Annotated in this window: 25 protein-coding genes, 1 tRNA gene and 1 riboswitch; of the genes, 8 read left to right on the top strand and 18 right to left on the bottom strand. The window is 69.4% G+C overall.

All coding sequences use genetic code 11. From position 1 onward, the window contains the following. Positions 1-67: 67 nt before the first annotated feature. Positions 68-640 (bottom strand): Rieske (2Fe-2S) protein, encoded by a 573-nt coding sequence (locus tag ACFYRU_RS19665; protein ID WP_387660690.1) that lies wholly within the window; start codon positions 638-640, stop codon positions 68-70. Between the two features lie 236 nt (positions 641-876). Here ACFYRU_RS19665 and ACFYRU_RS19660 point away from each other — a divergent pair, with 236 nt between their 5' ends. Further along, complete coding sequence (locus ACFYRU_RS19660) at positions 877-1,773, top strand: hypothetical protein (RefSeq protein WP_387660688.1); 897 nt, start codon at positions 877-879, stop codon at positions 1,771-1,773. 87 nt (positions 1,774-1,860) lie between these two features. Here ACFYRU_RS19660 and uvrA read toward each other — a convergent pair whose 3' ends face one another. Next, entirely contained in the window at positions 1,861-4,869 is a 3,009-nt protein-coding gene (gene uvrA, locus ACFYRU_RS19655; protein ID WP_387660684.1) for an excinuclease ABC subunit UvrA, read from the bottom strand. A gap of 194 nt (positions 4,870-5,063) precedes the next feature. On the opposite strand from uvrA, the gene ACFYRU_RS19650 reads away from it, so the two are divergent. Both ACFYRU_RS19650 and ACFYRU_RS19645 read left to right on the top strand, forming a co-directional pair. Continuing rightward, positions 5,064-5,723, top strand: a complete 660-nt coding sequence (locus ACFYRU_RS19650) for an MBL fold metallo-hydrolase (protein WP_387660681.1) — start codon at positions 5,064-5,066, stop codon at positions 5,721-5,723. Next, positions 5,702-6,253, top strand: coding sequence for a GNAT family N-acetyltransferase (locus ACFYRU_RS19645; RefSeq protein ID WP_387660678.1), 552 nt, complete (start codon positions 5,702-5,704; stop codon positions 6,251-6,253). Before ACFYRU_RS19650 ends, ACFYRU_RS19645 begins: the two co-directional genes overlap by 22 nt. On the opposite strand, the gene ACFYRU_RS19640 is transcribed toward ACFYRU_RS19645, so the two are convergent. Continuing rightward, a complete protein-coding gene (locus tag ACFYRU_RS19640; RefSeq protein WP_387660674.1) occupies positions 6,243-7,172 on the bottom strand; it encodes a S1C family serine protease in 930 nt (309 codons plus the stop codon). The genes ACFYRU_RS19645 and ACFYRU_RS19640 overlap by 11 nt on opposite strands. Positions 7,173-7,281: 109 nt before the next feature. Here ACFYRU_RS19640 and ACFYRU_RS19635 point away from each other — a divergent pair, with 109 nt between their 5' ends. Next, a complete protein-coding gene (locus ACFYRU_RS19635) occupies positions 7,282-7,830 on the top strand; it encodes a TetR/AcrR family transcriptional regulator (protein WP_387660672.1) in 549 nt (182 codons plus the stop codon). Positions 7,831-7,913: 83 nt separating this feature from the next. Further along, entirely contained in the window at positions 7,914-10,088 is a 2,175-nt protein-coding gene (locus ACFYRU_RS19630; protein ID WP_387660669.1) for an MMPL family transporter, read from the top strand. Here ACFYRU_RS19630 and ACFYRU_RS19625 read toward each other — a convergent pair. From ACFYRU_RS19625 to dop, 13 genes are all read right to left on the bottom strand, one after another. After that, complete coding sequence (locus tag ACFYRU_RS19625) at positions 9,996-10,892, bottom strand: group I intron-associated PD-(D/E)XK endonuclease (protein WP_387660666.1); 897 nt, start codon at positions 10,890-10,892, stop codon at positions 9,996-9,998. The genes ACFYRU_RS19630 and ACFYRU_RS19625 overlap by 93 nt on opposite strands. Before the next feature lie 52 nt (positions 10,893-10,944). Next, positions 10,945-11,019 (bottom strand) — tRNA-Pro (locus tag ACFYRU_RS19620). Between the two features lie 70 nt (positions 11,020-11,089). Further along, the gene (der, locus tag ACFYRU_RS19615) at positions 11,090-12,457 is read right to left on the bottom strand and encodes a ribosome biogenesis GTPase Der (RefSeq protein ID WP_387660663.1); all 1,368 of its coding nucleotides are present in this window, start codon (positions 12,455-12,457) and stop codon (positions 11,090-11,092) included. Next, positions 12,450-13,178 (bottom strand): lysophospholipid acyltransferase family protein, encoded by a 729-nt coding sequence (locus ACFYRU_RS19610; RefSeq protein ID WP_387660660.1) that lies wholly within the window; start codon positions 13,176-13,178, stop codon positions 12,450-12,452. The genes der and ACFYRU_RS19610 overlap by 8 nt, the downstream gene beginning before the upstream one ends. Next, a complete protein-coding gene (cmk, locus tag ACFYRU_RS19605; protein WP_387660657.1) occupies positions 13,175-13,855 on the bottom strand; it encodes a (d)CMP kinase in 681 nt (226 codons plus the stop codon). Before cmk ends, ACFYRU_RS19610 begins: the two co-directional genes overlap by 4 nt. 31 nt (positions 13,856-13,886) lie before the next feature. Continuing rightward, complete coding sequence (locus ACFYRU_RS19600; protein ID WP_387660655.1) at positions 13,887-14,951, bottom strand: prephenate dehydrogenase; 1,065 nt, start codon at positions 14,949-14,951, stop codon at positions 13,887-13,889. Between the two features lie 10 nt (positions 14,952-14,961). After that, positions 14,962-15,330 (bottom strand): chorismate mutase, encoded by a 369-nt coding sequence (gene aroH / locus ACFYRU_RS19595; RefSeq protein ID WP_141860489.1) that lies wholly within the window; start codon positions 15,328-15,330, stop codon positions 14,962-14,964. Positions 15,331-15,360: 30 nt separating this feature from the next. Continuing rightward, the gene (locus ACFYRU_RS19590) at positions 15,361-16,221 is read right to left on the bottom strand and encodes a bifunctional 5,10-methylenetetrahydrofolate dehydrogenase/5,10-methenyltetrahydrofolate cyclohydrolase (RefSeq protein WP_387660651.1); all 861 of its coding nucleotides are present in this window, start codon (positions 16,219-16,221) and stop codon (positions 15,361-15,363) included. A gap of 19 nt (positions 16,222-16,240) precedes the next feature. Further along, a riboswitch (ZMP/ZTP riboswitch) is annotated at positions 16,241-16,326 on the bottom strand. Between the two features lie 4 nt (positions 16,327-16,330). After that, the gene (locus ACFYRU_RS19585; RefSeq protein WP_387660648.1) at positions 16,331-16,939 is read right to left on the bottom strand and encodes an NUDIX hydrolase; all 609 of its coding nucleotides are present in this window, start codon (positions 16,937-16,939) and stop codon (positions 16,331-16,333) included. After that, positions 16,936-17,766, bottom strand: coding sequence for a proteasome subunit alpha (gene prcA / locus ACFYRU_RS19580; protein ID WP_387660646.1), 831 nt, complete (start codon positions 17,764-17,766; stop codon positions 16,936-16,938). The genes ACFYRU_RS19585 and prcA overlap by 4 nt, the downstream gene beginning before the upstream one ends. A gap of 25 nt (positions 17,767-17,791) precedes the next feature. Beyond that, complete coding sequence (prcB, locus tag ACFYRU_RS19575) at positions 17,792-18,634, bottom strand: proteasome subunit beta (protein ID WP_387660643.1); 843 nt, start codon at positions 18,632-18,634, stop codon at positions 17,792-17,794. 8 nt (positions 18,635-18,642) lie between these two features. Then, positions 18,643-18,852, bottom strand: coding sequence for a ubiquitin-like protein Pup (locus tag ACFYRU_RS19570; protein WP_130448384.1), 210 nt, complete (start codon positions 18,850-18,852; stop codon positions 18,643-18,645). Between the two features lie 57 nt (positions 18,853-18,909). Next, positions 18,910-20,430 carry a depupylase/deamidase Dop gene (dop, locus tag ACFYRU_RS19565; protein ID WP_387660641.1) on the bottom strand — a complete coding sequence of 507 codons (1,521 nt, stop codon included), beginning with the start codon at positions 20,428-20,430 and terminating at the stop codon, positions 18,910-18,912. A gap of 73 nt (positions 20,431-20,503) precedes the next feature. On the opposite strand from dop, the gene ACFYRU_RS19560 reads away from it, so the two are divergent. Further along, complete coding sequence (locus ACFYRU_RS19560; RefSeq protein WP_387660639.1) at positions 20,504-21,730, top strand: phosphotransferase; 1,227 nt, start codon at positions 20,504-20,506, stop codon at positions 21,728-21,730. Between the two features lie 7 nt (positions 21,731-21,737). Here ACFYRU_RS19560 and ACFYRU_RS19555 read toward each other — a convergent pair whose 3' ends face one another. After that, on the bottom strand, positions 21,738-23,021 hold the full coding sequence (locus tag ACFYRU_RS19555; protein ID WP_387660636.1) for a hypothetical protein: 1,284 nt from the start codon (positions 23,019-23,021) through the stop codon (positions 21,738-21,740). 133 nt (positions 23,022-23,154) lie between these two features. Here ACFYRU_RS19555 and ACFYRU_RS19550 point away from each other — a divergent pair, with 133 nt between their 5' ends. Both ACFYRU_RS19550 and ACFYRU_RS19545 read left to right on the top strand, forming a co-directional pair. Further along, a complete protein-coding gene (locus ACFYRU_RS19550) occupies positions 23,155-23,775 on the top strand; it encodes an RNA polymerase sigma factor (RefSeq protein ID WP_387660633.1) in 621 nt (206 codons plus the stop codon). Further along, entirely contained in the window at positions 23,772-24,644 is an 873-nt protein-coding gene (locus tag ACFYRU_RS19545; protein ID WP_387660630.1) for a hypothetical protein, read from the top strand. The genes ACFYRU_RS19550 and ACFYRU_RS19545 overlap by 4 nt, the downstream gene beginning before the upstream one ends. Here ACFYRU_RS19545 and ACFYRU_RS19540 read toward each other — a convergent pair. Beyond that, a complete protein-coding gene (locus ACFYRU_RS19540; protein ID WP_387660628.1) occupies positions 24,641-25,006 on the bottom strand; it encodes a hypothetical protein in 366 nt (121 codons plus the stop codon). The genes ACFYRU_RS19545 and ACFYRU_RS19540 overlap by 4 nt on opposite strands. Positions 25,007-25,104: the final 98 nt, after the last annotated feature.

The following is a 25,104-nucleotide window of genomic DNA, read 5'->3' as shown; positions in this document are numbered from 1 at the left end:
CACCCCGTGGCCGGGCCTTCTCCTTGCTCCGGTCGCTCCGGTCGCTCTGGTCGCTCCGGTCCAGGCGTCAGGCGGACTCGACGATGTTGCCGCCCACGACCTTCACGTTCACCGCGGGGAGCGCGGTCGGGGCCGGTCCGCTGACGACGCTGCCGTCCTTGATGCTGAAGTGGCTGTTGTGGAACGGGCAGACGATCTGGCCGCCCTCTACCGAGCCGATCGGGTTCCCCTGGTGCGTGCAGACCGCGGAGAACCCCTTGTACGTACCAGCGGTCGGCTGGGTCACGACCACCTTCGCGTCGGCGAACACCTTCCCGCCACCGACCGGTACGTCCGACACCGGGCCGATGACGGTACCGCCGCCACCGCCGCCACCGCCGGCCGACGGTGTGCCCGAGGAAGCCGGCGCGGAACTCGAAGCGGTCGCGGAAGGCGACGTACCGCTGCCGGTGCTCCCGGTGCTACCACCGCTGGCGTTGTCGCTGCCGCCACAGGCCGCGAGGAGCGGCGCGCCGGCACCCGCCAGGGCGACCATCGCGGCGCAACGCAGCACCGTCCTGCGGTCGCGCAGACCGCCGTCCGCTGCCGCCTTGCTGACTGCAGCCGAAGTGGTGGCCGATGCCGTCGTGTCATCGCTCATGAAACTGGACCTCCAAGAGCCTGCTGATCGAAGTGGTTGAACGCTATCCACCTACTCAAACGGCGCGGTCACCGGATCGGTTCACCACAATCTCCTTGAACCGCAGTTTGAAGGTTTGCTGTGAATCGGCTGGGAGCCGCCGCCCCGGATCGACCGGCCGGCAACTAAGGTTGCTCCCGCTGACCGGCCCGCCGCGAACCCGGCCCGGCACACTGTGGTGGTGGGAGAGGCATGAGATGACTGGTACGACGAACGACTCGACCGTCCTGAAGGCGATCGCGGACCTCGCGCCGCTGTGGATGCCGGGCTGTGTCGTCGACACCGCCGAGCGGACCGTCGAGGTCGGCTGGGGACGTGGCGCGCTGCAGATGTCCGCGGTCGTCGGGCTCGGCGAGATCATCGACCGCTGCCTGCAGTTGCCGCAGCAGTTGTGGGCCGACCAGATCGAGGCCTGGCTGCGGGCGGTCGTCGCGGAGGGCGAGCTCGCCACCGAGGAACACCGCTTCGGGGACGTCGCGGATCGGCAGCGGGCGATGTTGTTGCAGCGTGGTTGGTCCGCGCGGACGGCCGGTCCGGTCGCGGACGCGCTGATCCCGTTCGGTGACCACTTCGAGGTGGTCGTGTTCATCGGTACGGGGAACGACTGCCGCCGGCTGACCGTGGTACGGCGGTCGATGCTCGGGCTCGGTGATCCCGACGTACCGTCGCCGGTGCAGTTGACGCTCGACCAGATCGCCGATCTGCGGCCGGTCGAGCACGACGGGTTCTCGGTGCTTTCGCGCGCGGACGATCCGCTGGTGTCGATGGCGATCGTCGACCGGGAGAAGCTCCTGCCGCAGGCGTCCGTCGGGATGGGCGTACTGGTCGGCGTACCGCGGCTGAGCACCGTCGCCTTCAGCGCCGCCGACGCCGGCCAGGAGGTCGCGGATCGGCTGGCCGCGTACGTGGCTGCCGAGTACAAGGATGCGTCCGACCAGTGCAGTCCCGACCTCTACTGGCTGCAGGGCGACCGCATGGTCCAGGTCCCCATCACCCTGGCCACTCCCCCAGCCGTAGTCCTCCCAGCAGCCCTCCTACCAACCCCCCGCCGCACCTGGCTCCGCCACCTCTGGCAACAACTCTTCCGCCGCTAACCCGATCCCACCAGTTCGGCACCCCGGCAGCCGACTCCCACCCAGCAGCGTTTCCCGCCCAGCAGGAGCCGTCGCCCGCCCGCTCCGTCAGCCGGCGACCCGTTTGCGGGTTGTCGTCTTCTTTGCGGGGGCTGCCTTCTTCGCGACTGCCTTCTTAGCCACCGTCTTCTTGGCGGCCGTTGTCTTCGCGGCGGCCTTCTTTGCCGGAGGTAGTGCCTTGGTGGCTGACTTTCTCGCGCTTGGCTTGGCGGCTCGGCCTTTGAGGATCTCGGCGAGGAACTGGCCGGTGTAGGAGGCCGGGTTGGCGGCGACCTCCTCCGGGGTGCCCTCGGCGACGAGGGTGCCGCCGCGGCGACCACCGTCCGGACCGAGGTCGATCAGCCAGTCGGCGGTCTTGATCACGTCGAGGTTGTGCTCGATCACCAGCACCGAGTTGCCCTTGTCCACCAACCCACTGAGCACCCCGAGCAGCTTGCTGATGTCCTCGAAGTGCAGCCCCGTCGTCGGCTCGTCCAGCACGTACACCGTCCGGCCGGTCGAACGCCGCTGCAGCTCGGACGCCAGCTTCACCCGCTGCGCCTCACCACCCGACAACGTCGGCGCCGGCTGACCGAGCCGTACGTACCCGAGGCCGACCTCGACCAGCGTCGTCAGGTGCCGCGAGATCGCCGGAATCGCCTGGAAGAACTCCGCCGCCTCCTCGATCGGCATGTCCAGTACGTCCGCGACGGTCTTGCCCTTGTAGTGCACCTCGAGCGTCTCGCGGTTGTACCGCGCTCCGTGGCACACCTCGCACGGGACGTACACGTCCGGCAGGAAGTTCATCTCGATCTTCAGCGTGCCGTCACCCGAGCAGGCCTCGCAGCGCCCACCCTTCACGTTGAACGAGAAGCGACCCTGCTGGTACCCACGGACCTTCGCCTCCGGGGTCTCCGCGAACAGCTTGCGGACGTGGTCCCAGACCCCGGTGTACGTCGCCGGGTTGGACCGCGGGGTGCGGCCGATCGGCGACTGGTCGACGTGGATGACCTTGTCGACCAGCTCCATGCCGGAGATCTTCGTGTGCCGCCCCGGCACCGCGCGGGCGCCGTAGATCTGCCGCGCCAGCGAGGTGTAAAGGATGTCGTTGACCAGCGTCGACTTGCCCGACCCGGACACTCCGGTGACCGCGACGAACACCCCGAGCGGGATGGTCACGTCGAGGTCCTTGAGGTTGTTCTGACGCGCTCCGTACACGGTCAGCTCGCGGCCCTCGGTCAGCGGCCGGCGCACCGCCGGGATCGGGATCTCCTTGCGGCCCGACACGTACGCACCGGTGATCGAGTCCGGGTGGTTGCGCAGGTCCTCGACCGTGCCCGACACGACCACCTGGCCACCGTGCTCGCCCGCGCCCGGGCCGATGTCGACGACCCAGTCCGCGTGGTCGATGGTGTCCTCGTCGTGCTCGACGACGATCAGCGTGTTGCCCAGCTCCTTGAGCCGGACCAGGGTGTCGATGAGCCGCCGGTTGTCCCGCTGGTGCAGGCCGATCGACGGCTCGTCCAGCACGTACAGCACGCCGACCAGGCCGGAACCGATCTGGGTCGCGAGCCGGATCCGCTGCGCCTCCCCCCCGGACAGCGATCCCGCCGGCCGGCTGAGCGCGAGGTAGTCCAGACCGACGTCGAGCAGGAACCGCAGCCGCTCGCCGATCTCCTTCACCACCCGCTCGGCGATCTGCTTCTCGCGCGGGGTGAGCTCCATCTGGACGAGGAAGTCGTGCACCTCGTCGATCGACATCGCGCTGATCTCGGCGATGTTCTTCCCGCCGAGGGTGACCGCGAGCGAGATCGGCTTCAGCCGCGCGCCGTTGCAGGCCAGGCACGGGACCTCGCGCATGTACTCCTCGAAGCGCTCCCGTCCGGTGTCGCTGGACGCCTCCGCGTGCCGGCGCTCGACGTACGGGATCACGCCCTCGAAGCTGGTGTAGTACGACCGCTCGCGGCCGTAGCGGTTCTGGTACGAGACGTGGACCTGCTTGTCGTGGCCGGTGAGCAGCGCCTTCTTCGCCTTCGCGGGCAGCTCCCCGAACGGGGTGCTGGTCTTGAACTTCAGGTCCCTCGCCAGCGCCTCGAGCAGGCGCTCGAAGTACTGCGTGACGTTCTGTCCGGACCAGGGCTGGATCGCGCCCTCGTCGAGCGACTTCGACGGGTCCGGGACCAGCAGCTCGGGGTCGACCTCCATCCGGGTGCCCAGGCCGGTGCAGACCGGGCAGGCGCCGTACGGCGAGTTGAACGAGAACGAGCGCGGTTCGAGCTCGTCGATCGCGAGCGGGTGGTCGTTCGGGCAGGCGAGCTTCTCGGAGAACCGGCGCTCGCGGTGCGGGTCGTTCTCCGGCAGGTCGACGAAGTCGAGCACGACCAGGCCGCTGGCCAGGCCGAGCGCGGTCTCGACCGAGTCGGTCAGCCGCTGCTTCGCCGAACCCTTGACCGCGAGCCGGTCGACCACCACGTCGATGCTGTGCTTCTTCTGCTTGTCCAGCTTCGGCGGCTCGGTCAGCTGGATCGTCTCGCCGTCCACCCGGGCCCGCGAGAAACCCTGACCGGTCAGCTGCCGGAAGAGGTCGACGTACTCACCCTTGCGGCCGCGGACCACCGGGGCGAGCACCTGGAACCGGGTGCCCTCCTCGAGCTCCAGCACCCGGTCGACGATCTGCTGCGGGGTCTGTCGCGCGATCGGCTCGCCACACTCGGGACAGTGCGGGCGACCGGCCCGAGCGAACAGCAGCCGGAGGTAGTCGTACACCTCGGTGATCGTGCCGACCGTGGAGCGCGGGTTCCGCGAGGTGGACTTCTGGTCGATCGAGACCGCCGGTGACAGGCCCTCGATGAAGTCGACGTCGGGTTTGTCCATCTGGCCGAGGAACTGCCGCGCGTACGCCGACAGCGACTCGACGTAGCGCCGCTGGCCCTCGGCGAAGATCGTGTCGAAGGCCAGGCTGGACTTGCCGGACCCGCTCAGGCCGGTGAAGACGATCATGGCGTCCCGTGGCAGGTCGACCGAGACGTCCTTCAGGTTGTGTTCACGCGCTCCGCGCACGATCAGACGGTCAGACACAAGCTCACTCTCAGCCGTTCTCGAGGGGTATCCGGGGCATGCCCCGTCATGCTAACGAGGCCCACCGACAAAAACTTCCGCCGCCGGAACCGGCGAGCATTTCGAAAGTATATTCGATCGCCGAGGGTGGCCCGCGCACCCCGCCGCGAACAGTGCAAGGATCGCTGTGTCACCGAGATCCAGGGAGAAGGCGCATGCCGGAGTACCACGGGAACGTCAAGGTCGGCGGACCGGCGCAGACCCACGAGCTGGCCCAGCTGATGATCACCAAGGTCGCGGTCGGGCCGATGGACAACAACGCGTACCTGCTGCGCTGCCGGCAGACCGACGAGCAGGTGCTGATCGACGCCGCGAACGAGGCGGACACGCTGCTCCGCCTGATCGGCGACGCCGGTCTCGCCCGGGTCATCACCACGCACCGCCACCAGGACCACTGGGAGGCGCTGGCCGAGGTGGTCGCCCGGACCGGTGCCACCACGGTCGCCGGGCGGTACGACGCCGAGGGCATCCCGGTCCCGACCGACCAGCTCGCCGACGACGGCGACCACATCGCGGTCGGCCGGTCCAGCCTGCGCGTCGTCCACCTGGTCGGCCACACGCCCGGTTCGATCGCACTGGTGTACGACGACCCGGACGGCCCGCCGCACCTGTTCACCGGCGACTCGCTCTTCCCCGGCGGCGTCGGCAACACCCAGGGCGACCAGGAACGCTTCACGTCGCTCATCAACGACGTCGAGACCAAGCTCTTCGGCGAGCTCCCCGACGAAACCTGGGTCTACCCCGGCCACGGCTCCGACACCACCCTCGGCACCGAACGCCCCCACCTCCCCGAGTGGCGCGAGCGCGGCTGGTGACAGGCTTCGCCGAGTACGAGCCCGGGGTTGCCCGGCAGCAGGCCGACGTACTCGTACGGCCTGCTGTGGTGGCCGACCTCACCACCTGTGCGGAGTTGATCGTGACGCGGACGGGTGGGGCGGTGGAGGCGCGGCGGGCTCGGCTCGAGGCGGATCTGCGGGATCCGGACAAGTACACGGTGGTCGCGGAGGCCGGCGGGGAGATCGCCGGGTACGCGCTCGTACTCGGGCATCAGATCTCCCCCACCGACCCGCCCGGCACCGCGCCGGACGGGTACTACCTGATCGGGCTGATCGTCGCGCCGGCGTGGCGGCGGCACGGGATCGGGGACCTGCTGACGATCGAGCGGATGCGCTGGGTCGCCGAGCGCGCGGACGAGGTCTACTACTTCGCCAACCTCCAGAACGGCGCAACCCTCGACCTCCACCAGAGGTTCGGTTTCACCGAGATCACCCGCAACTTCACCTTCCCCAACGCTCCCCTCAAGCCCGGCACTTGCGTACTCCTCCGGGCTCCCCTCAGTCGGTGAGTTCGGCCGGGTAGGCGATGACGTCGACTAGGGCGTTGTTTCGGATTGCGGTGATCTCGGTGCGGCGGGCGATTGCGTCCTCGAACAGTTGCCGCTGCAGCGACTGCGCGTCGCGCAGCGGTACGCCGTCGACTGCGAGCACCAGGTCGCCGTGCCGGAGTCCTGCGGCGGCGGCCGGGCTCGCCGGGATCACCTCCACCACCCGCAGCGCCGTACGTTGGCCGAAGCGCTCCGCCAGCGCCGGATGCAGTGGTGCGGGTGTGCTGACCAGACCCAGGTACGCGCGGCGCACCCGGCCGTCGTGCAGCAGCGAGTAGATGATCCGGCGGGTCGTCGGGTTCACCGGAACCGCCAGGCCGAGCCCGATCCCGGCGACCGCGGTGTTGATGCCGATCACCCGCCCGTTGCCGTCGGCAAGCGCACCGCCGGAGTTGCCCGGGTTCAGCGCGGCGTCGGTCTGGATCACGTCCTCGATGATCCGGTTGCCCGAGCCGCTGCGTACCGGCAGCGATCGCCCGAGCGCGCTCACCACGCCCGCGGTCACGCTCCCGGCCAGGCCGAGCGGGTTGCCCACCGCAACGACCAGGTTCCCCACCTTGAGGTGGTCGGCGTCCCCGTACTCCGGCGGATCGGGGATCGCCCGGTCGGCCCGCAGGACCGCGAGATCGGACAGCCGGTCGACGCCGACGACCCGCGCTTGCGCGGTCGTACCGTCCGCGAACTCCGCCGACGCCTCGGTGCCGTCGCCGACCACGTGGGCGTTGGTCAGCAGGTGGCCATCGCCGGTCAGGACGACCGCAGAACCGGACGAGTCGCCGCGCCGGCTGTGGATCCGCAGGCTCGCGACCCGCGGGATCAGGTGTTCGGCCACCCCCGACACGACCCGGGAGTAAGCGTCCAGTACATCGTCGTCGGGCATCGGCCTCGCCTCCTGAATTACAAGATTACCCTGCAAATTCAACGTGAAGCGGACCACAAACCTGACCGATCGGTTGAAAACTGGCCGATCGGTCAGTCAAGATGCTGTCATGGCAGTCACCACCCCCGCCCGGGAGCGGACCAGGCGCGAGATCGTCCGCCAGGCGATGGACCTGTTCCAGACAGCCGGCTACAACGCGACGTCGCTGCAGGACATCGCGACCGCGGCCGGTTGCTCGAAGGCGACGGTGCTCTACCACTTCAGCGGCAAGCCGGCCGTACTCGCTGCTGTCCTCGAACCCGCCGCTGCCGATGTGGCCGAACTCGTCGCGCAACTGGCGGCGCTGCCACGCCATGAGGCGCAGGAGGTCGCGATCCGGCGGTTCACCGATCTGGCTGTCCTGCATCGCGGGGTGATGGACGTGATCCAGGACGTCATCCCCGTGATCGACAGCATGCCGGAGATCGGTGGGCTGGTGGCCGACGGCATCCAGCTCACCGGCTATCTGGCCGGCTCCGACGACACCTTCGAGAAGGATCTCGCCAAGTTCGCCGTGAACGGTCTGCTCGGCGAGTGCCGCTACCCCGGCGATCGCACCGACGACGAACTCCGAAGACTCTGCGACACCGCTCTGCGCAGACTCCTGCTCCCCACCTGACCAACACCACGGACCACCCCGCGGCCGCGGGGCGATCACTTCTGCCCGTACCCCGTACCGACCCGAAACGGAAGCACTTCCCGATGACCAATCTGCTCTACCGGCTCGGCCGGTTCTCCTACCAGCGCAGGCGTCTCGTCGCCGCGCTGTGGGCGCTGTTCCTCGTGGTGCTGGGGGTCGGCGCGCTGACGCTGGGCGGCAAGACCGCGAACACGTTCTCGATCCCGGGTACCGAGTCGCAGCGCGCGCTCGACGCTCTCAAGCAGGAGCTTCCGGCCGCCAGCGGCGCCTCCGCGACGGTCGTCGTACAGGCGCCGGAAGGCAAGACGCTCGCCGACCCGACGGTGAAGGCCGCCGTCGGCGTCACTGTCGCCAAGGTCGCGAAGGTACCCGAGGTGATCGCGGCGATCGACCCGTTCATGAGCAAGGCGATCAGCCCGGACGGCCGGACCGGGCTGATCAGCGTCCAGTTCGACAAGCCCGCCGACGAACTGTCGCACGCGAGCAGCAACGGGTACGACGGACTCAGCGCGCTGAGCAACGGCGACCTCGAAGTGGTCCCGGGCGGGCAGATCAAGGCCGGCGTCCCGGAGATCGGTCCGACCGAGGTGATCGGGGTCGCCGTCGCGGCCGTCGTGCTGGTGGTCACGTTCGGGTCGCTGGTCGCGGCCGGGATGACGCTGGTGACGGCGCTGCTCGGCGTACTCGCGGGCATGGCCGGGTTGTTCATCGTGACCGCGTTCACCGATGTGTCGTCGACGGCGCCGATCCTCGCGTTGATGCTGGGGCTCGCGGTCGGGATCGACTATTCGCTGTTCATCAGTTCACGACACCGGACGCAGCTGGGCGAAGGGATGGATCCCGAGGAGTCGGTCGCACGAGCTACGGCGACGGCCGGGTCGGCCGTGTTGTTCGCCGGAGCGACCGTGGTGATCGCACTGGCCGGCCTGTCGGTGGTCGGCGTACCGTTCCTGACCGCGATGGGGCTGGCCGCGGCGGCAACGGTACTTACGGCCGTACTGGTCGCGTTGACGTTGCTGCCGGCGCTGCTCGGGTTCGTCGGGAACCGGGTGCTGCCGCGGAAGTTGCGCAAGGCACCGACCGCTGTCGTACCGGTCGAAGGGTTCGGTTTCCGGTGGGGCCGGTTGGTGACCCGGCTGCGCGTACCGATCGTTGCTGTCGGCATCATCGGGCTCGGACTGCTGGCGATTCCGGCGAAGGACATGCAGCTGGCGCTGCCGGACGGCGCCTCGGCGGCCGCCGGTACGAACCAGCGGGTCGCGTACGACCTGACCGCCGCCGCGTTCGGGCCGGGCGCGAACGGGCCGCTCGTGGTCGTTGTGAAGAGCAACGATGCGGCGACGGCCAACGGCGTGGCGCAGCAGGTACTGGGCAAGACGCAGGGGCTGACCGACGTGGTGGCGGCACAGCCGGCCGCGGCCAGTCAGGACGGTACGACCCGGTTGGTGCAGGTCATCCCGCGCAGCGGGCCGGCGAGCGAGCAGACCGCTGAGCTGGTCAAGAACCTCCGGTCCGCGATCAAGCCGCTCGCCACCGGCGGCACCGAGATCTCCGTGACCGGGAACACCGCCGTCGGCGTCGACGTGTCGAACAAGCTGTCCGACGCGTTGCCGACGTACCTGTTCGTCGTCATCGGGTTGTCGTTCCTGCTGCTCCTGCTGGCGTTCCGGTCCGTGCTCGTACCGTTGAAGGCGACGCTCGGCTTCGTACTGACGATCGGTGCGACGTTCGGGATCACGGTCGCGGTGTTCCAGCAGGGGCACCTGGCGAAGCTCGTCGGGGTCGACTCCCCCGGCCCGCTGGTCAGCTTCCTGCCGATCATCATGATGGGCATCCTGTTCGGGCTGGCGATGGACTACGAGGTGTTCATCGTGTCGCGGGTCCGCGAGGAGTTCGTGCACGGAAAGCAAGCGAACGACGCCACCGTCCAGGGCCTCGGTCACGGCGCCCGCGTCGTCACCGCCGCCGCCCTGATCATGGCCTCGGTCTTCGCCGGCTTCATCCTCGTCCACGACCCGATCATCAAGGCCATCGGCTTCGGCCTCACCATCGGCGTCCTGATCGACGCCTTCGTCGTCCGCATGACCCTCGTCCCCGCCATCCTGAGCCTCCTCGGCAACCGAGCCTGGTGGTTCCCGAAGTGGCTAGACCGCCTGACCCCCCGCGTAGACATCGAAGGCGAAAATCTTCGGGTCCCCGAGAAACCCCGAACCGACGAACTCACTGGCGTACTTTGACACCCGCCGCGGGGCGTCAGCACCAGCTGGCGCTCCACCCAACAGACTCGACGCGTCCCCCACGCGGTACTCGTTGTAGTTCTCGGCGGAGATGCCGACCCGGCCGGCCAGGACCGAACTGGGAATGACATAGATGCTGCCGTCGCCGAGCACGATGAAGAACAGGTCGATCGAGTCGGGGTCGTACGGCATCTTGCTCGCGGACTTGTCGAGCACGTACGGCCGCCGACCGATGCCGACGTGCCAATACCCCTTCGCGGTACGAGCTGCGCAGGACTTCACCTGCACCCGCTGAATGCCCTGGGACGTTGTCACCAACAGGTCGTACTCCTGCGGCTCGATCGGCAACGCGACCGCACATCCGCGCAAGGTGAACCATGCCATCGCCATCGCAGCGGCGGAGTAGCGGAGCATCTCCGGCCGGACGGGCTCGTCGAACACCTCGTCCGGGGTCGACTTGGCGTGCGGCGACCGCAGATGGCTGCAGTCCAAGCCCAGTCTGACGGCGTGACCCTTGATCCGAAGTCGTTCGGCTCCGTTGTCGACAATGCCGAGCACGGCAATGACGTCCGCCCAGCAACTCGACGCCGCTACGGCTTCACTCAACTGTTGATCGGACCAGCGACGCTGCCCAGTGAAGTGTGATGTGTCCAACTCCAGCCGGGCTGCATGCCGGCGAGGCGTCGCCGCAGAGGTGTCCTTCAAGCCCAGAGCGCGGGCAACCGCACGCCAGGACGCGCTGCTCTGCACCGCCTGCCGCAGGTCGTCGTCGTTCCAGCCTCGTCGATCTCCGATTGCATTCATGAGGACAAACCTAAAGAGGGGCACCGACAGAAATCGGTGCCCCTCTTTGCGGTCGGGCTGCCGAGATTTGAACTCGGGCTCTCCGGTCCCCCAGACCGGCGCCTTAACCAAGCTAGGCCACAGCCCGCCAGCTCGCTCTGTAAGCGAACCCGGGACTACCTTACCTCATCCGGAGAGCCCGACCGACCAGGGTTCGGTCAGCGTTTCTTGTTCTTTTGGCGGGCTCGGATTTGGACGTGGACGGGGCTGCCTACGAAGCCGAAGTCTTCGCGGAGGCGGCGTTCGATGAAGCGTTGGTAGGAGGGTTCGATCTGGCCGGAGGTGAAGATCGCGAAGGTGGGCGGCATCGTGGTGGCCTGGGTGCCGAACAGGATCTTCGGTTGCTTGCCGGAGCGGACCGGGTGCGGGTGGGCGGCGACCAGGCGGCCGAGGAAGGCGTTCAGCTGGCCGGTCGGGACGCGGGTCTGCCAGCCCTCGAGCGCGGCTTCGATGGCCGGTACGAGCTTGTCCATGTGCCAGCCGGTGAGCGCGCTGATGTTCACCCGCGGCGCCCAGCGGAACTGGACCAGGTCGCGGTCGATCTCGCGCTCCAGGTAGTAGCGACGCTCGTCGTCCATCAGGTCCCACTTGTTGTACGCGATCACCAGCGCCTTGCCGGCTTCCTCGACCGCGTTCATGATCCGCAGGTCCTGCTCGGTGATCGACTCCGACGAGTCGATCACCACCACCACGACCTCGGCCCGCTCGATCGCGGCGTTGGTCCGCAGGGACGCGTAGTACTCGTGCCCGGAGGCGTTCTTGACCTTGCGCCGGATCCCGGCGGTGTCGATGAACCGGTACTCCTTGCCGCTCAGCGTGATCAGCTCGTCGACCGGGTCGACCGTCGTACCGGCGACGTCGCTGACGACGACACGGTCCTCCTTGGCGACCTTGTTCAGCAGCGACGACTTGCCCACGTTCGGCTTGCCGACGATCGCGATCCGGCGCGGCCCGCCCAGCTCGCCGTCGCGCTCCGCGGGCGCCTCCGGGAGAGCGGCCAGTACGGCGTCCAGCATGTCGCCGGTGCCGCGGCCGTGCATCGCCGACACCGGGAACGGCTCGCCGATGCCGAGGCTCCACAGGTTCATCGCCTCGGACTCGATCCGCTGGTCGTCGACCTTGTTCGCGGCCAGTACGACGGGCTTGCCGGACTTGCGCAGCACCCGGACGACGGCCTCGTCGGCATCGGTGATGCCGACCACCGCGTCGACCACGAACAGCACCGCGTCGGCGGCGTTGATCGCGACCTCGGCCTGCGCCGCGACCAGGGCGGCCATCCCGACCGCGTCCGGGTCCCAGCCGCCGGTGTCGACGACGGTGAACTCGCGGCCGGCCCAGTTGGCGTCGTACGAGACGCGGTCGCGGGTCACGCCCGGGGTGTCCTCGACGACCGCTTCGCGACGGCCGATGATCCGGTTGACCAGCGTGGACTTGCCCACGTTCGGCCGGCCGACGATCGCGAGCACGGGCAGCGGCCCGGTGTCCTCACGGTCGTGCGTCGGTACTTCGATGGGCAGGTCAGTCATCAGGGTCCCTCTGGTCTCGCCAGCCCGGAAGTGGGTGGCCGGTTTCTTCGACGGCCGCCTTCACGTGGGCGCGCAGCACGTCGCCGATGTGGTCGGCGACCGCCTGTACGTCGGTATGTCTCCTGGGAAAGGGTACGCGGTCCACGGAGAACGGCTCGCCGTACACGATGTCGATCCGGCTTCCGGCCGGCGGATGACCCTCCACGGTACCGTCCGGCAACCGCGTACCCATCAGCGCCACCGGCAGGATCGGGGCACCGGTGACCATCGCCAGGTACGCCACCCCGATCCGGATCCGGCCGAAGTCGCCCGGCCCGCGGGTGCCCTCCGGGTAGATGTTCAGCACCCGCCCGTCCCGCAGCACCTGGATCGACTTGCGGACCGCGAGCATGTCGTACGTCGACCGGTCGACCGGGATCTGCCCGATCCGGTGCAGGAACCTGCCCTGGAAGCCGCCGAACACCTCGATCTTCCCGAGCTGGTGCAGCATCCGCGGCGCCATCGCACCGAGCAGCGGCGCGTCCAGCAGGCTCAGGTGGTTCGGTGTCATCAGCAACGGACCGGTCAGCGGGAACCGGTCCTCGTGGTGGATGTGCAGGTCGTACTTGTACCGGAAGTACGGCCGGGCCACCGCCCGCATCGGCAGCGCGAGCCGGTACGGCAGGGGCGGGAGGTCGTCGGTACGGGGCAGGTCCTTGTGCCCGGTGAGTTCCGCCGTCATAGCTCCCGGCCCCGAGGGACGCTCTCCGTGGCGAGTCGGCTGATCACGTCGACGACCTCCTCCAGGGTCAGGTCGGTGGAGTCGATGGTGACGGCGCCGTCGGAGGCGACCTGGAACTCGGACACGGTCGAGTCGTCGGCGTCGCGGCGGACGATCTGGTCGCGGAGCTCGGCCGCGGTCACCGATCCGGCCGCGAGCTCGGCGCCGCGGCGGGCCATCCGGGCCTCCTGGTCGGCGGTCAGCAGCACCTTCAGCTCGGCGTCGGTGGCGACCACGGTGGCGATGTCGCGGCCCTCGACCACGATCCCGCCGTCGGTCTGGGCCTTGTCGATGATGGCCCGCTGGCGCCGGATCAGCTCCTTGCGGACGTCGAGGTTGGTGGCGATCTTCGAGACCACCTCGCTGATCCGCGGCTCGCGGATCGCGGCGGTGATGTCGGTCCCGTCGGCGATCACGTACTGCTGCTCCGGGTCGGTGCTGACCTCCAGCACCAGCTCCCGGGCGCGCTGCGCGACCGCCGCTGTGTCGTCCAGGTCCAGCCTGCGCTCGACCGCCGACCAGGTCACCGCGCGGTACGTCGCACCGGTGTCCAGGTATCGCAGTCCGAGCCGGGTGGCCACTCCGCGCGCGGTGCTCGACTTACCGGAGCCGCTCGGCCCGTCCACAGCGATGATCATGCCCCGAAGATTACCTTCGAGCGGGGACAAACTAACGGTGGACTACCCACCCTCGGTCCGTGAGTACGTCGACCAACTGGTCGACCGAACCGGGCTTGACGGCCAGCTCGACCTCACCGACCGGGCGGCCGGGGCTGTGGTCGATGCGGAGGTCCTCGACGTTCGCACCGGACTCGGCGGCGTCGGCGAACAGTTTCGCCAGCTGGCCGGGGCGGTCCGGGATGGTCACCAGCACCGTGACCAGGTCGATGTGCGGCGTGCCGTGCTTGCCCGGTACCCGGACCGCGCCGGACACGCCCTGGCCGAGGATCGCGGTCAGCTCGTCGTTCGCCTCTTCCTTGCCAAGGGCAACGAGTAGCCGGTCGAGCTCGCCACGGATCTGCTCCAGCAGGCCGGTCAGCGCGGTCGAGTTCGCGGACACGATCTGGGTCCACAGCCGCGGGTCGCCGGCCGCGATCCGGGTGACGTCGCGGACGCCCTGCCCGGACAGCTCCAAGTGCGACGACGGCGCGTCGGCCAGCGTGCCGGCGGCGAGCGCGGACATCAGGTGCGGGAGGTGCGAGACCCGGGCGACGCCGAGGTCGTGGTCCTCCACCGACAGCTCGACGGTACGCGCACCACAGGCCTCGGCGAGCCGCCGGACCAAGTCGACGGCGTCGGCGTCGCTCGTCGCGTGCGGTGTGATCGCCCACGTCGCGCCGTCGAACAGGTCGGCGCGGGCCGCCAGCGGACCGTTGCGTTCGGAGCCGGCCATCGGGTGACTGCCGACGTACCGGCTGACGTCCGGCACCAGGCTGCGCGCGTCCGCGAGCGGCTTCGACTTGACGCTGGCCGCGTCCGTCACGACGGCGTCGGTCTGCTCGAGCTGCTCGGCGACTACCGCGCCGACGTGGTCGGGCGGTACGGCGACGACGACCAGCTGCGGCTCGATCTCGACCAGCCGTGAGCCGGCGCCGATCCGCTCGGCCATCAGCGCGTTGTCCGGGTTCCCGTCGACGAGCTCCACGACCACCCCGAGCCGGGCGAGCGCGAGCCCGATCGACGTACCGATCAGCCCGGTACCGACGATGCGGACCGGCCCGCGGAGCTCGGTCACCGTACCCCACTCACTGGGCGCCGGTCAGGTCCGGACGGAGCGCGACGGCGCCGTGCAGGTACACGTGCTGGATCTTGTCCCGCGAGCGCGGCGACTCGGTGTGCACCATCAGCCGGACCACCCGCGGCAGCGCGTGCGGTACGGGGATCTCCTGCATGCACATCAGCGGTACGTCGGTGAGCCCGATCTGCCGGCCGGCGACGGCCGGGAACTCCGACCGGAGGTCGGACGTGACGGTGAACAGGATGCTGATCAGATCCTCGTTCTCCAGATCGTTCGCCTCCAGGACCGCCTTCACCAGCTCCGCGGACCGCTCGAGCAGATGCTCGCGCTCGTCCACGTCCAGCTGGGTGGCACCCCGGATCGCCCGTACCGCCACGTCTCGCCTCCTAGTTCGTCTGCTCCAACCCTAGTTCAGGGTAGTCAAGGAGTGGACAGCCGTCTCAGCAGCGTCGACCGTCTGCTCCAGCAACAGCGCGATCGTCATCGGGCCGACGCCGCCCGGGACCGGGGTGATCAGGCTCGCCACCTCGGACGCCTCGGCGAAGTGCACGTCGCCGACGTTGCCTTCGTTGTACCCGGCGTCGACGACCACCGCACCCGGCTTCAGCCAGTCGCCGCGGACGAAGTTCGCCTTGCCGACGGCGGCGATCACGACGTCGGCGGTGCGGACCAGCTCGGGCAGATCGCGGGTCCGCGAGTGCGCGTACGTGACGGTCGCGTTCGATGCCAACAGCAACATGCCGGCCGGCTTGCCGAGGATCGGACTGCGGCCGATCACGACGGCGTGCGCGCCTTCGAGCGGTACGTCGTACGCCGCCAGCAGCCGCATGATCCCGCCGGGCGTCGCGGACCGGAACCCGGGATCGCCGAACGCCATCGCCGCGAACGAGCGCATCGTCACGCCGTCGACGTCCTTGGCCGGGTCGATCGCCTCGAACGCGGCCCGCTCGTCGATCTGCGCCGGCACCGGGTGCTGGAGCAGGATCCCGTGGACGGCCGGGTCCTCGGACAGCTTGGTGATCTCCGCGACCAGCTCGTCAGTCGTCGTCGACGCCGGCAGTACGACGCTGCGGGACGCGATCCCGGCCTTCTTCGACCGGTTCTGCTTCATCCGTACGTACGTCGCCGACGCCGGATCGTCTCCGACCAGCACGGTCGCCAGGCACGGCTGCACGCCGTACTGCTCCCGCAGGGCACTCGCCCGCTCCGCCGCCTTGGCCACCAGCTCGGCAGCGAGGTCGGTCCCGATCATCAGCTCAGCGCTCATGCGCACACTCCTCGACGTACGAAGGTGCCCAGGCGCGCGGCAAAGCCGGATGGCAGACCGTTCCCCGGTGGTTCCTCCACCTCAACGCCAGTCGCGGCCCACCAAGAGTCTAGAGCAGGCCGGCGTGGTCGAGGGCCAGGTAGGCGCCGTCGATTCCTGTCATTGCGCCGGGGTTGCGGAGTTCGGCGCGGAAGGCGTTGACGGTGAGTTCGACCGGGACGCAGTCCTCGGCCTCGTCGAGTTGCTGTTTGCCGTCGGGGCGGCAGCCGCGGGCGATCGCGACGTACTTGCGGAACGTCGAGGAGGCGCCGGACCACTGCCAGCCAACCACGTCGAGGGTCTCGCAGGTGTACCCGGTCTCTTCCTCGAGCTCGCGCGCTCCCGCGACCGCGACGTCCTCCCCCGGCTCCACCAGGCCGCCCGGAAGGTTCGTCACCACGCTGTCCGGGCCGGCCCGGAACATCCGGATCGTCACGATCCGCCCCTCCGGCGTCAGCGGCAGCACGGTGATGCCGGCGCTGATCCCGGCCTCGGGCCCGAAGACGTCCCATTCGACCTCACGCCCGTCGGGCATGCGGTAGCGGCGCAGGCGCACGGTGAGGAAGCGCTGGAAGCCTGGTTCCTCCCCAAGCAGCTCCCACGGCGCGGGATCGTCGGGCCGAGACGGCTCAGCCGCCACGTGATCGGTGACGGCTGAGCTCTCGGTGTGGTCCGTCACAGTGGACGGTTGTCTTCAGGGTCTTCCGGTGGGGCCACCGGGGCTTCGCCGTCCGCCGGTGGCTCGGTCGGAGCCTCGTCGGCCGGCGGCGTCGTTTCCTCCGCCTTGGCCTCCTCGGCGGGAGCCGGCTGCGACTCCGAGAGGATGTTGGCGACCGTCTCCTCGGAGATCCGCTTGAACTTGCGCACCTGGGTGCGGGTCCGGTCCAGCACGGCGACCTCGAGCTGGTCCGGGGTCAGCTCGCGGACCTCGTTGCCGTCGTGCGCGAGCGCGTCGACCGCGAGCCGCAGCGCGCCGGCCAGCGAGATGCCGTCGCGGTAGTGCTCGCCGACGTAGTCCGCGACCTGGTCCGCCGGGCCGCCCATCACGGCGTACCCCTGGACGTCGGCGATCGAACCGTCGTAGGTGAGCCGGTAGACCTGGTCGTCGGCCGCGGTCGTGCCCAGTTCGGCGACCAGGATCTCCACCTCGAGCGGCTTCTCGCCGCCGGAGGAGAAGATCGCGCCGAGGGTCTGCGCGTACGCGTTGGCCAGCGCCCGGCCGGTGACGTCACGCCGGTCGTAGGAGTACCCGCGCATGTCCGCCAGCCGGACGCCGGCGATCCGCAGGTTCTCGAACTCCGGGTACCGGCCGACGGCGGCGAAGGCCAGCCGGTCGTAGATCTCGGCCACCTTGTGCAGCGCGGGCGACCGGTTCTCCGCGACGAACAGGATGCCGTCGGCATATTGCAGCGCGATCGCGCTGCGGCCCTTGGCGATGCCTTTCCGGGCGAAGTCCGCCCGGTCCCGCATCAGCTGCTCGGGCGAGACGTAGAAGGGAACGCTCATCGAGTCCTCTGTCGGTTCGGGGTGATCAGGTCAGGGACGGGGCTGACGGACCGTCGGGACGCTGGTGCCGCTGGGTCCAGGCCGCGTCGACGAGCGCCGCCACCTCGTCCTCGGGCAGCCGCCGGTAACCGTCCGCGGTGACCACGCCGACCACCGGGAAGATCCGCCGCAGCATGTCCGGGCCACCGGTCGCCGAGTCGTCGTCGGCGGCGTCGATCAGGGACTGGATCGCCACCGTCACGCAGTCGGTCTCGGACAGGTCCTCGCGGTAGAGCTTCTTCAGCGCGCCGCGGGCGAACAGCGAGCCCGAACCGACGCTGTAGAAGTGGGTCTCCTCGTACCGCCCGCCGGTCGGGTCGTAGGAGAAGATCCGCCCGCCCTTGATGTCCTCGTCGTACCCCGCGAACAGCGGCACCACGGTGAGGCCCTGCATCGCCATCGGCAGGTTGCCCCGGATCAGCGCGCTGAGCCGGTTCGCCTTGCCGTCCAGGCTCAGCGTGGCGCCCTCGAGCTTCTCGTAGTGCTCCAGCTCGACCTGGAACAGCCGGACCATCTCGATCCCGAAACCGGCCGAGCCGGCGAAGGCGACCGCCGAGTACTCGTCGGCCGGGAACACCTTCTCGATGTCACGCTGGGCGATGATGTTGCCCATCGTGGCCCGCCGGTCGCCGGCCATGATCACGCCACCGGGGAAGGTGGCGGCCACGATCGTCGTACCGTGCGGGACTTCGCTGGACAGGTCACCCTGCCCGAGCGACCGTCGTCCGGGCAGCAGGTCGGGCGCGTGCCCGGCCAGGAAGTCCATGAACGACGAGCCGCCCGGGGTCAGGAAGGCTTCCGGCAGCCGGCCGGAGGCATCAGATGTCATCGAGCGGTTCACTCCCCACCCTTTTGCACGAATCCGCGGACGAACTCCTCGGCGTTCTCCTCGAGCACCTCGTCGATCTCGTCCAGGATCGAGTCGACGTCCTCGTCGAGCCGTTCCTTGCGTTCCTGGACGTCCTCGGACGCCTCGACCTGCTCGACCTCTTCCTCGGTCGACGAACGCTTCGGCTGCTTGTGCTGCTGACCGCCGTCCTTCGCCATATGGCCACCTCCTAGAACCGCTGGGAAGGCCGCCCAAATCGGCCTTCACTAGCGACCCTACCCGGCGCCGCCCCCAGTAATGGTGCGAACCAGGTCACTCGCGGTGTCGCATTGGTCAAGAAGTGCTCCGACATGCGCTTTCGTGCCCCGCAGCGGGTCCAGCGTCGGGATCCGCTGCAGCGACTCCTTGCCGGGCAGATCGAAGATCACCGAGTCCCAGGAGGCGGCCGCGACCTGCGGCGCGTACTGCTGCATGCAACGGCCGCGGAAGTACGCCCGGGTGTCCGTCGGCGGGTGCGCGACCGCCATCCGGATCTCCTCGTCGGTGACGATCCGCTGCATCCGGCCGGATTTCACCAACTTGTAATAGAGCCCCTTGTCCGGGCGGAGGTCGGCGTACTGCAGGTCGACCAGGTGCAGCTTGGAGTCGTCCCAGTCCAGGCCGTCGCGATCGCGGTAGGACTGCAGCAGTTTGTACTTCGCCACCCAGTCCAGCTGGTCCGACAACTTCATCGGGTCCAGCGCCAACTGGTCGAGGATCTGCTCCCAGCGGTGCAGCACGTCCTTGGTCTGCCGGTCGGCGTCGTCGCCGTACTTGTCCTCGACGTACTTGCGCGCCTGCTCCAGGTATTCGGTCTGCAACTGGACCGCGGTGAGCTTGCGCCCGTCCTTCATCGTCAGCAGGTGTGTGCAGGACGGGTCGTGGCTGACCTCGTGCAGCGCGGTCACGGGCCGGTCAACGCCGAGGTCGTCGGTCAGCCAGCCGTCCTCGATCATCGCCAGCACCAGCGAGGTGGTGCCGACCTTGAGGTACGTCGAGATCTCGGACAGGTTCGCGTCGCCGATGATCACGTGCAGCCGCCGGTACCGGTCCGGGTTGGCGTGCGGCTCGTCGCGGGTGTTGATGATCGGCCGCTTCAGCGTCGTCTCCAGGCCGACCTCGACCTCGAAGTAGTCCGCCCGCTGGCTGAGCTGGAACCCGTGCGTGGCGCCGTCCTGGCCGATCCCGACCCGGCCGGCCCCGGTCACCACCTGGCGGCTGACGAAGAACGGCGTCAGGTGCCGCACGATCGACGCGAACGGTGTGGACCGGCGCATCAGGTAGTTCTCGTGGGCACCGTACGACGCGCCCTTGTTGTCGACGTTGTTCTTGTAGAGGTTCAGCTGCGGCGCACCCGGGATCAGCCGGGCCTGCCGCGCGCCCTCCATGATCACCAGCTCGCCGGCCTTGTCCCAGACCACCGCGTCCCGCGGGTTGGTGGTCTCGGGCGCGGAGTACTCCGGGTGGGCGTGGTCGACGTACAGCCGGGCGCCGTTGGTGAGGATCACGTTCGCCAGGCCGGTCTCCTCGTCGGTGAGCTGGCTGGAGTCCGCCACCTCCCGGCTCAGGTCGAACCCGCGCGCGTCCCGCAGTGGATGCTCCTCGTCGAAGTCCCACCGGGTCTTGCGCGCGAGCGGCTGCGTCTGCGCGTAGCCGTTCACCACCTGGCTCGAGGTCAGCATCGGGTTGGCCCCGGGCTGGCCCGGCACCGAGATGCCGAACTCGGTCTCGGTACCCATGATCCGCCGAACACTCATGCGACCGAGCCTACGCGGTACCGGCGGGGAAAGTGGTTGCTGTGTCCACAGGGTTACATGTGAGACTTCGCGAGTGGACGAGTTGGTGGCGATTCTCGACGACCGCAACCAGGTCACGGGATCCGCGCCGCGCTCGGTGATGCGGCGCGACAACCTGCGGCACTCGGCCACCGGGGTGGTCGTCCGGAATCCGGCCGGTGACATCTACGTCCATCGCCGGACGCCGACCAAGGACGTGTACCCGGGCCGCTACGACTTCGCCGCGGGCGGCGTGGTGGCGGCGGGTGAGGACCCGTTCCACGCCGTCGTACGGGAGCTCGAGGAGGAACTCGGCATCGCCGGCGTGGAGCTGACGCGGTTGCCGGAGGGCGACTACGCCGACGAGAACACGCAGTACCACGCATACCTGTACACGTGCGTCTGGGACGGCCCGGTACGTCATCAGCCCGAAGAAGTCGAGTGGGGCGCGTGGATGTCGCCCGCGGACCTGGTGGCGAAGTTCGGCGAGTGGTCGTTCATGCCGGACAGCGTCGGGCTGCTCGGCGACTGGGTCCGGAGCCTCGCGATCGACGACGGCTGGGACAGCCGCGCGTGGATCGAAGGCCCGTGGCTCCATCGGGCGCCGCGGCGTCCGGAAGTACGTCCACGGCTGCTCGCGGAGCTGACGCTCCTCCCCTGGCTCGCGCCACAGCTCCCGCTGCCGATACCGGTACCCGAGCCGACGGCGTACGGCGTACGGCATCTGATGCTTCCCGGGCGGCCGTTCACCGACGGCACCGAGGAGACGGGACGCGCGCTGGGCGCCTTTCTGAAGGCCTTGCACGCCGTCGACCCTCAGGAGGCCGTGGCGTACGGCGCACTCGACGCAGCGACCGCTACGGCCGAGAAGACAGCCACTCTCGCCGAGTTCCGGAGCTGGATCGTGCCGCTGCTGCCGACCGAGCTGCACGGCCGGGCCTTGGACCTTCTCGACCGGGTAGCACAGGTCCGGACCTCCTTGGTGCACTGCGACTTCGGTCCCGACCACATCCTGATGACAAGCGACCAGGTCACCGGCATCATCGACTGGACCGATGCCGTCATCGGCGACCCCGCCCTCGACCTCTGCTGGCCGCTCAACGGCGCACCGGAACCCGTCGCCGAGGGCGTCCGTGAGGTCTACCGGCCGACCCCCGACCTGATCGAACGCTCGAAGGACTGGGCGCGGCTGTCCCCCTGGTACGGCGTCCACCGGGGCCTCCTGCTCGACCTGCCCGGCGACGTCGAGACCGGAATGCCGCAGATCATCGCCGCGCTCTGATGCAACCCTACTGAGCGCGCCCGCCGGACCGGCTGTCGTGATGCGAACCGGCGTTCGACCACCCCTGACCCGGCTGATACTCCCTCGAACCGTCGGTGGACCGCTGCCCGGTTGACGCCTGACGAGCTTGGCCGCTGCCGGTGAACTGCTCCACCTGGTCGGCCAGCCGTTCGATGCTCTCCGACTGATGCAGCGTGCGGATCACGGGCGCGCCAGTGGAGCCCTGGGTCACCAGGTGAATCGGCTCGGAGGCCGGCACGTGCGCCCACGGCGGCCGCATCGGGCGCTCATCACCTCGGCCCTCCCACGCGGCCGGGTCGAGTCCGCCGTTCCGGAGCACGAGCCGTTCGGCGACGACACGCGCCAGGGTTGGATCCTGCTCGATCGCCTCGTGGAGCCGATCGGCCACCGACCCGGGCAGGACAGCCTGGACCATCAGCATGTTCCCGCGGCGGGGCGAGGCAGTGTCGCCGTACATCGGGAGCTCTTCGCCGGGCCGTCCGCCGCGCTGGTTCGGGTCGAACGCGTACCCGAAGTGCACGCCTGGTTCGGAGCCCTGCGGACCGTCGACCATCATCGGCCGCGTGCCGTCCCGTACGTTTCTCGTGCCGAGCTCGTCCTGCCCGAACACGCGGCGCCTGGCCACGTACTGCTCCGTCCGGTAGAGCTGCTCCGTCGCCGGGACGAACGCCACGCCCTCGTACATGCCCCGGCCGGCGGCCCGCCACGCGTCGCGCACCTCCCGCGAGGTCTCACTGGCCGGTTGCGCGATGCCGTCGCCGAAGTTGTAGAGGCCGCTGCGTGGTGCCTGGACGGATCCCGACCGATAGCGCACGGTCGTTCCCCGAACCTGGCTCGTGTGCACGACGACCGAACCGGCGGCACTCCGGGAGACCTCGTCGGCCAGCGCCCGCGCGCTCTCGGACCGGGGATCGGCCGCCGGCTGCGAGGACTCGGCCCGCCCGTCCGCCTGCAGAGGTGCGTTCGCTGCGATGTACGCGCGGACGCTCGCCGGGCTGTCCGGGAGCTCCATCAGCTGGGTGACCGCTTCGTTGAGAGCGATCAGCTGGCGCGGGGTCTTCTGCGCCTCGAGCTTCCACTGGTTCTGGACCAGCAGGTCGATCGCCTGCTGCCCTGGCAACCGGGCGTAGTCCGGCCGCCTCAGCTCACTCAGGACAGCTCTGAGCGCGACTCGGCGATCACCGGTCTCGGCCCGCTGCGCACGCGTCCGGACGAAAGCCACCAACTCCGCGCGGGTCAGCGGTGCATCGGCTGCCTCCGCCACGTTCACACCCCTCCCTCGATCCCTTTACGGTACGAGAGCGAGGGTGCACACATCGGCACAGATCTGATGCAACCATTTGACCGTTGAGCGGTCATTAGCAGATGTGAACATCATCCTGACTGACGATACGGAGCCGTCGATGGGATCCGCAGCCGCCGGTTCAGCGACCGGCCCGGGTCCGATCGACGGCTCGGACCAGGACCTGTGGGAACGATTGCGCACCGGTGACCACTTCGCGCTCGGCGAGTTGTTCGACCGGTACGCCGACGACGTGCGCGCGTTCGCGTTCCGGCGGACCGCCTCCTGGAGCACCGCCGACGACGTGGTCCAGGCGACCTTCCTGAGCACGTGGCGGCGGTTCGAACGTAATCCACCCGGCCCGCTGACCGCGCCGTCCGCTCGCGGCTGGCTGCTGGTGGTAGCCGGCAACGAGTGCCGGACGCTGGTCCGGGCGGCGAACCGGCTGCGGAACCTGGTCGACCGGCTGCCCGGCCCCGCACCCGGTGCGGACCACGCGCCGGACGTCGCCCGCCGCCTCGACGACGAACTCCGGATGTCGGCGATCCGGCGCGCCGTCGCGAAACTCCCCCGGCACGAACGCGAGACGCTCGAGCTCGTCGTCTGGTCCGGACTCACCACGGCCGAGGCGGCCGAAGCCCTCGGCGTACCCGTCGGGACCGTCAAGGCCCGGCTGCACCGCACCCGTCAGCGTTTCCCCGACCTGCTCACCCGGGTCGCCCTCACCGAGGAGTTGTCATGAACACCGATCTCGAACCGCCGCGCGTTCCACCGTTGAGCGCCGCCGAGCGGGCCCGGATGCGCAACCAGCTGATGGACCGGACCCGACCAGCCGCGCGGCACTCGGTCCGGCGCTGGGCCGCCCCGGTGGTCGGCGTCGCCGCCGTCGGAGCAGTGGTCGCCGGCACGCTGGTCGTCACCCACAAGCCACCCGACGACACCGCCCCGGCCGGTACGACGGCCGCCTCGCCCGAGGCCAAGGTCACAGTCGATCTCGGCATGTTACCGAGGGGCTACCTGGGCAAGGTCACCGCCGCCTGCCAGTTCCCCGGCGAGGTAGGCCTCCCCCAAGTCGTCTGGACCCGGCGCGTCCGCGGCATCACCAAGGACAGCGCGGCGCTGGTCGGCGTCGCGCGTTACACCGGAGCCACCTCCTCCCTGTCCGGGCCGAACCGTGGGGGTACTGCCAAGCCGGGGTCGGGCGCGGCAGCCTCGACCTTCAAGCTCGGCTACCGGTACTGCCTGGAGCGCACCCCGCAGACCCGCGAGATCAACGCGCTGTCAACGGTCGGGCGGATCGAGGACAAGACGTGGCGGGCCGAGCCGACCGCTCGCAACGGCATGGTCGCGCTCGGCGGGTCGGACGGCGACTTCACGAACAGCCTCAGCACTCTGCAGGCCTGGCGGCTCTACCGGACACACGCGAGCGTCGCGAAGGTCGAGGCGCGGTACGTGCTGAACGGGAAGACCGGCCCGTGGACGGCCGGCGTCGTGCAGGACGGCTTCGCCTACATCGAGGTACAGGCGAACGGGAAGTTCACGGTCGGTCAGCGGCTGAAGACCGAGGTCCGTGCCTTCGATGTCCGCGGAGTGCAGGTACCGGTGCGCTAACGGCGGCGGGCCATGGCGCGGGCGTAGTTGATGCCGACAAGGCCGGCCCAGCAGATCAGGACGCCGAACTTGCCCATCAGGTTGGCCGCGATCGCGGTGATCGGGATCGCGGCCACGATCGAGACGATCGCCAGGGCGAGCCCACCGGGGTCGGTCTCCCGGCTCGGATGCCGCCGAACCGGGGCCGGCTGCGGTAGCGCCGGCTCGCCGTACGGCCCGGCAAGGCCGGCGCGGCGCTGCACGTCGCGCCGGTCGAGCTTGTCGAGGAAGCTGTCGATGATCTCGGACTCGTACTCCGGCCCGAGCTCCTGCCGCGCCGCCACCGCGGCCCGCAGGTCCTTACGCAGATCGTCCGTCGCCATAAGCAGCACGCTAGGCCCGCAGTCCCCCCGTACCAATCGGGGAAACCCCCCGATCGAACCGGGGGTTATCTCTACCCCCTGCACCCACGGAAACGCCC

The sequence above is a fragment of the Kribbella sp. NPDC004536 genome, assembly GCF_042873835.1.
Lineage (GTDB): Bacteria > Actinomycetota > Actinomycetes > Propionibacteriales > Kribbellaceae > Kribbella.
Note: the sequence above shows the minus strand (reverse complement) of the source record. Positions and strands in the feature narration are given on the sequence as shown.

Coding starts and splice junctions, on each gene's coding strand:
- ACFYRU_RS19665 (WP_387660690.1), bottom strand. CDS start 640: ATGAGCGATGACACGACGGCATCGGCCACCACTTCGGCTGCAGTCAGC.
- ACFYRU_RS19660 (WP_387660688.1), top strand. CDS start 877: ATGACTGGTACGACGAACGACTCGACCGTCCTGAAGGCGATCGCGGAC.
- ACFYRU_RS19650 (WP_387660681.1), top strand. CDS start 5,064: ATGCCGGAGTACCACGGGAACGTCAAGGTCGGCGGACCGGCGCAGACC.
- ACFYRU_RS19640 (WP_387660674.1), bottom strand. CDS start 7,172: ATGCCCGACGACGATGTACTGGACGCTTACTCCCGGGTCGTGTCGGGG.
- ACFYRU_RS19635 (WP_387660672.1), top strand. CDS start 7,282: ATGGCAGTCACCACCCCCGCCCGGGAGCGGACCAGGCGCGAGATCGTC.
- ACFYRU_RS19630 (WP_387660669.1), top strand. CDS start 7,914: ATGACCAATCTGCTCTACCGGCTCGGCCGGTTCTCCTACCAGCGCAGG.
- ACFYRU_RS19625 (WP_387660666.1), bottom strand. CDS start 10,892: ATGAATGCAATCGGAGATCGACGAGGCTGGAACGACGACGACCTGCGG.
- der (WP_387660663.1), bottom strand. CDS start 12,457: ATGACTGACCTGCCCATCGAAGTACCGACGCACGACCGTGAGGACACC.
- ACFYRU_RS19610 (WP_387660660.1), bottom strand. CDS start 13,178: ATGACGGCGGAACTCACCGGGCACAAGGACCTGCCCCGTACCGACGAC.
- cmk (WP_387660657.1), bottom strand. CDS start 13,855: ATGATCATCGCTGTGGACGGGCCGAGCGGCTCCGGTAAGTCGAGCACC.
- ACFYRU_RS19590 (WP_387660651.1), bottom strand. CDS start 16,221: ATGAGCGCTGAGCTGATGATCGGGACCGACCTCGCTGCCGAGCTGGTG.
- prcA (WP_387660646.1), bottom strand. CDS start 17,766: ATGAGCGTTCCCTTCTACGTCTCGCCCGAGCAGCTGATGCGGGACCGG.
- prcB (WP_387660643.1), bottom strand. CDS start 18,634: ATGACATCTGATGCCTCCGGCCGGCTGCCGGAAGCCTTCCTGACCCCG.
- ACFYRU_RS19570 (WP_130448384.1), bottom strand. CDS start 18,852: ATGGCGAAGGACGGCGGTCAGCAGCACAAGCAGCCGAAGCGTTCGTCG.
- dop (WP_387660641.1), bottom strand. CDS start 20,430: ATGAGTGTTCGGCGGATCATGGGTACCGAGACCGAGTTCGGCATCTCG.
- ACFYRU_RS19550 (WP_387660633.1), top strand. CDS start 23,155: ATGGGATCCGCAGCCGCCGGTTCAGCGACCGGCCCGGGTCCGATCGAC.
- ACFYRU_RS19545 (WP_387660630.1), top strand. CDS start 23,772: ATGAACACCGATCTCGAACCGCCGCGCGTTCCACCGTTGAGCGCCGCC.
- ACFYRU_RS19540 (WP_387660628.1), bottom strand. CDS start 25,006: ATGGCGACGGACGATCTGCGTAAGGACCTGCGGGCCGCGGTGGCGGCG.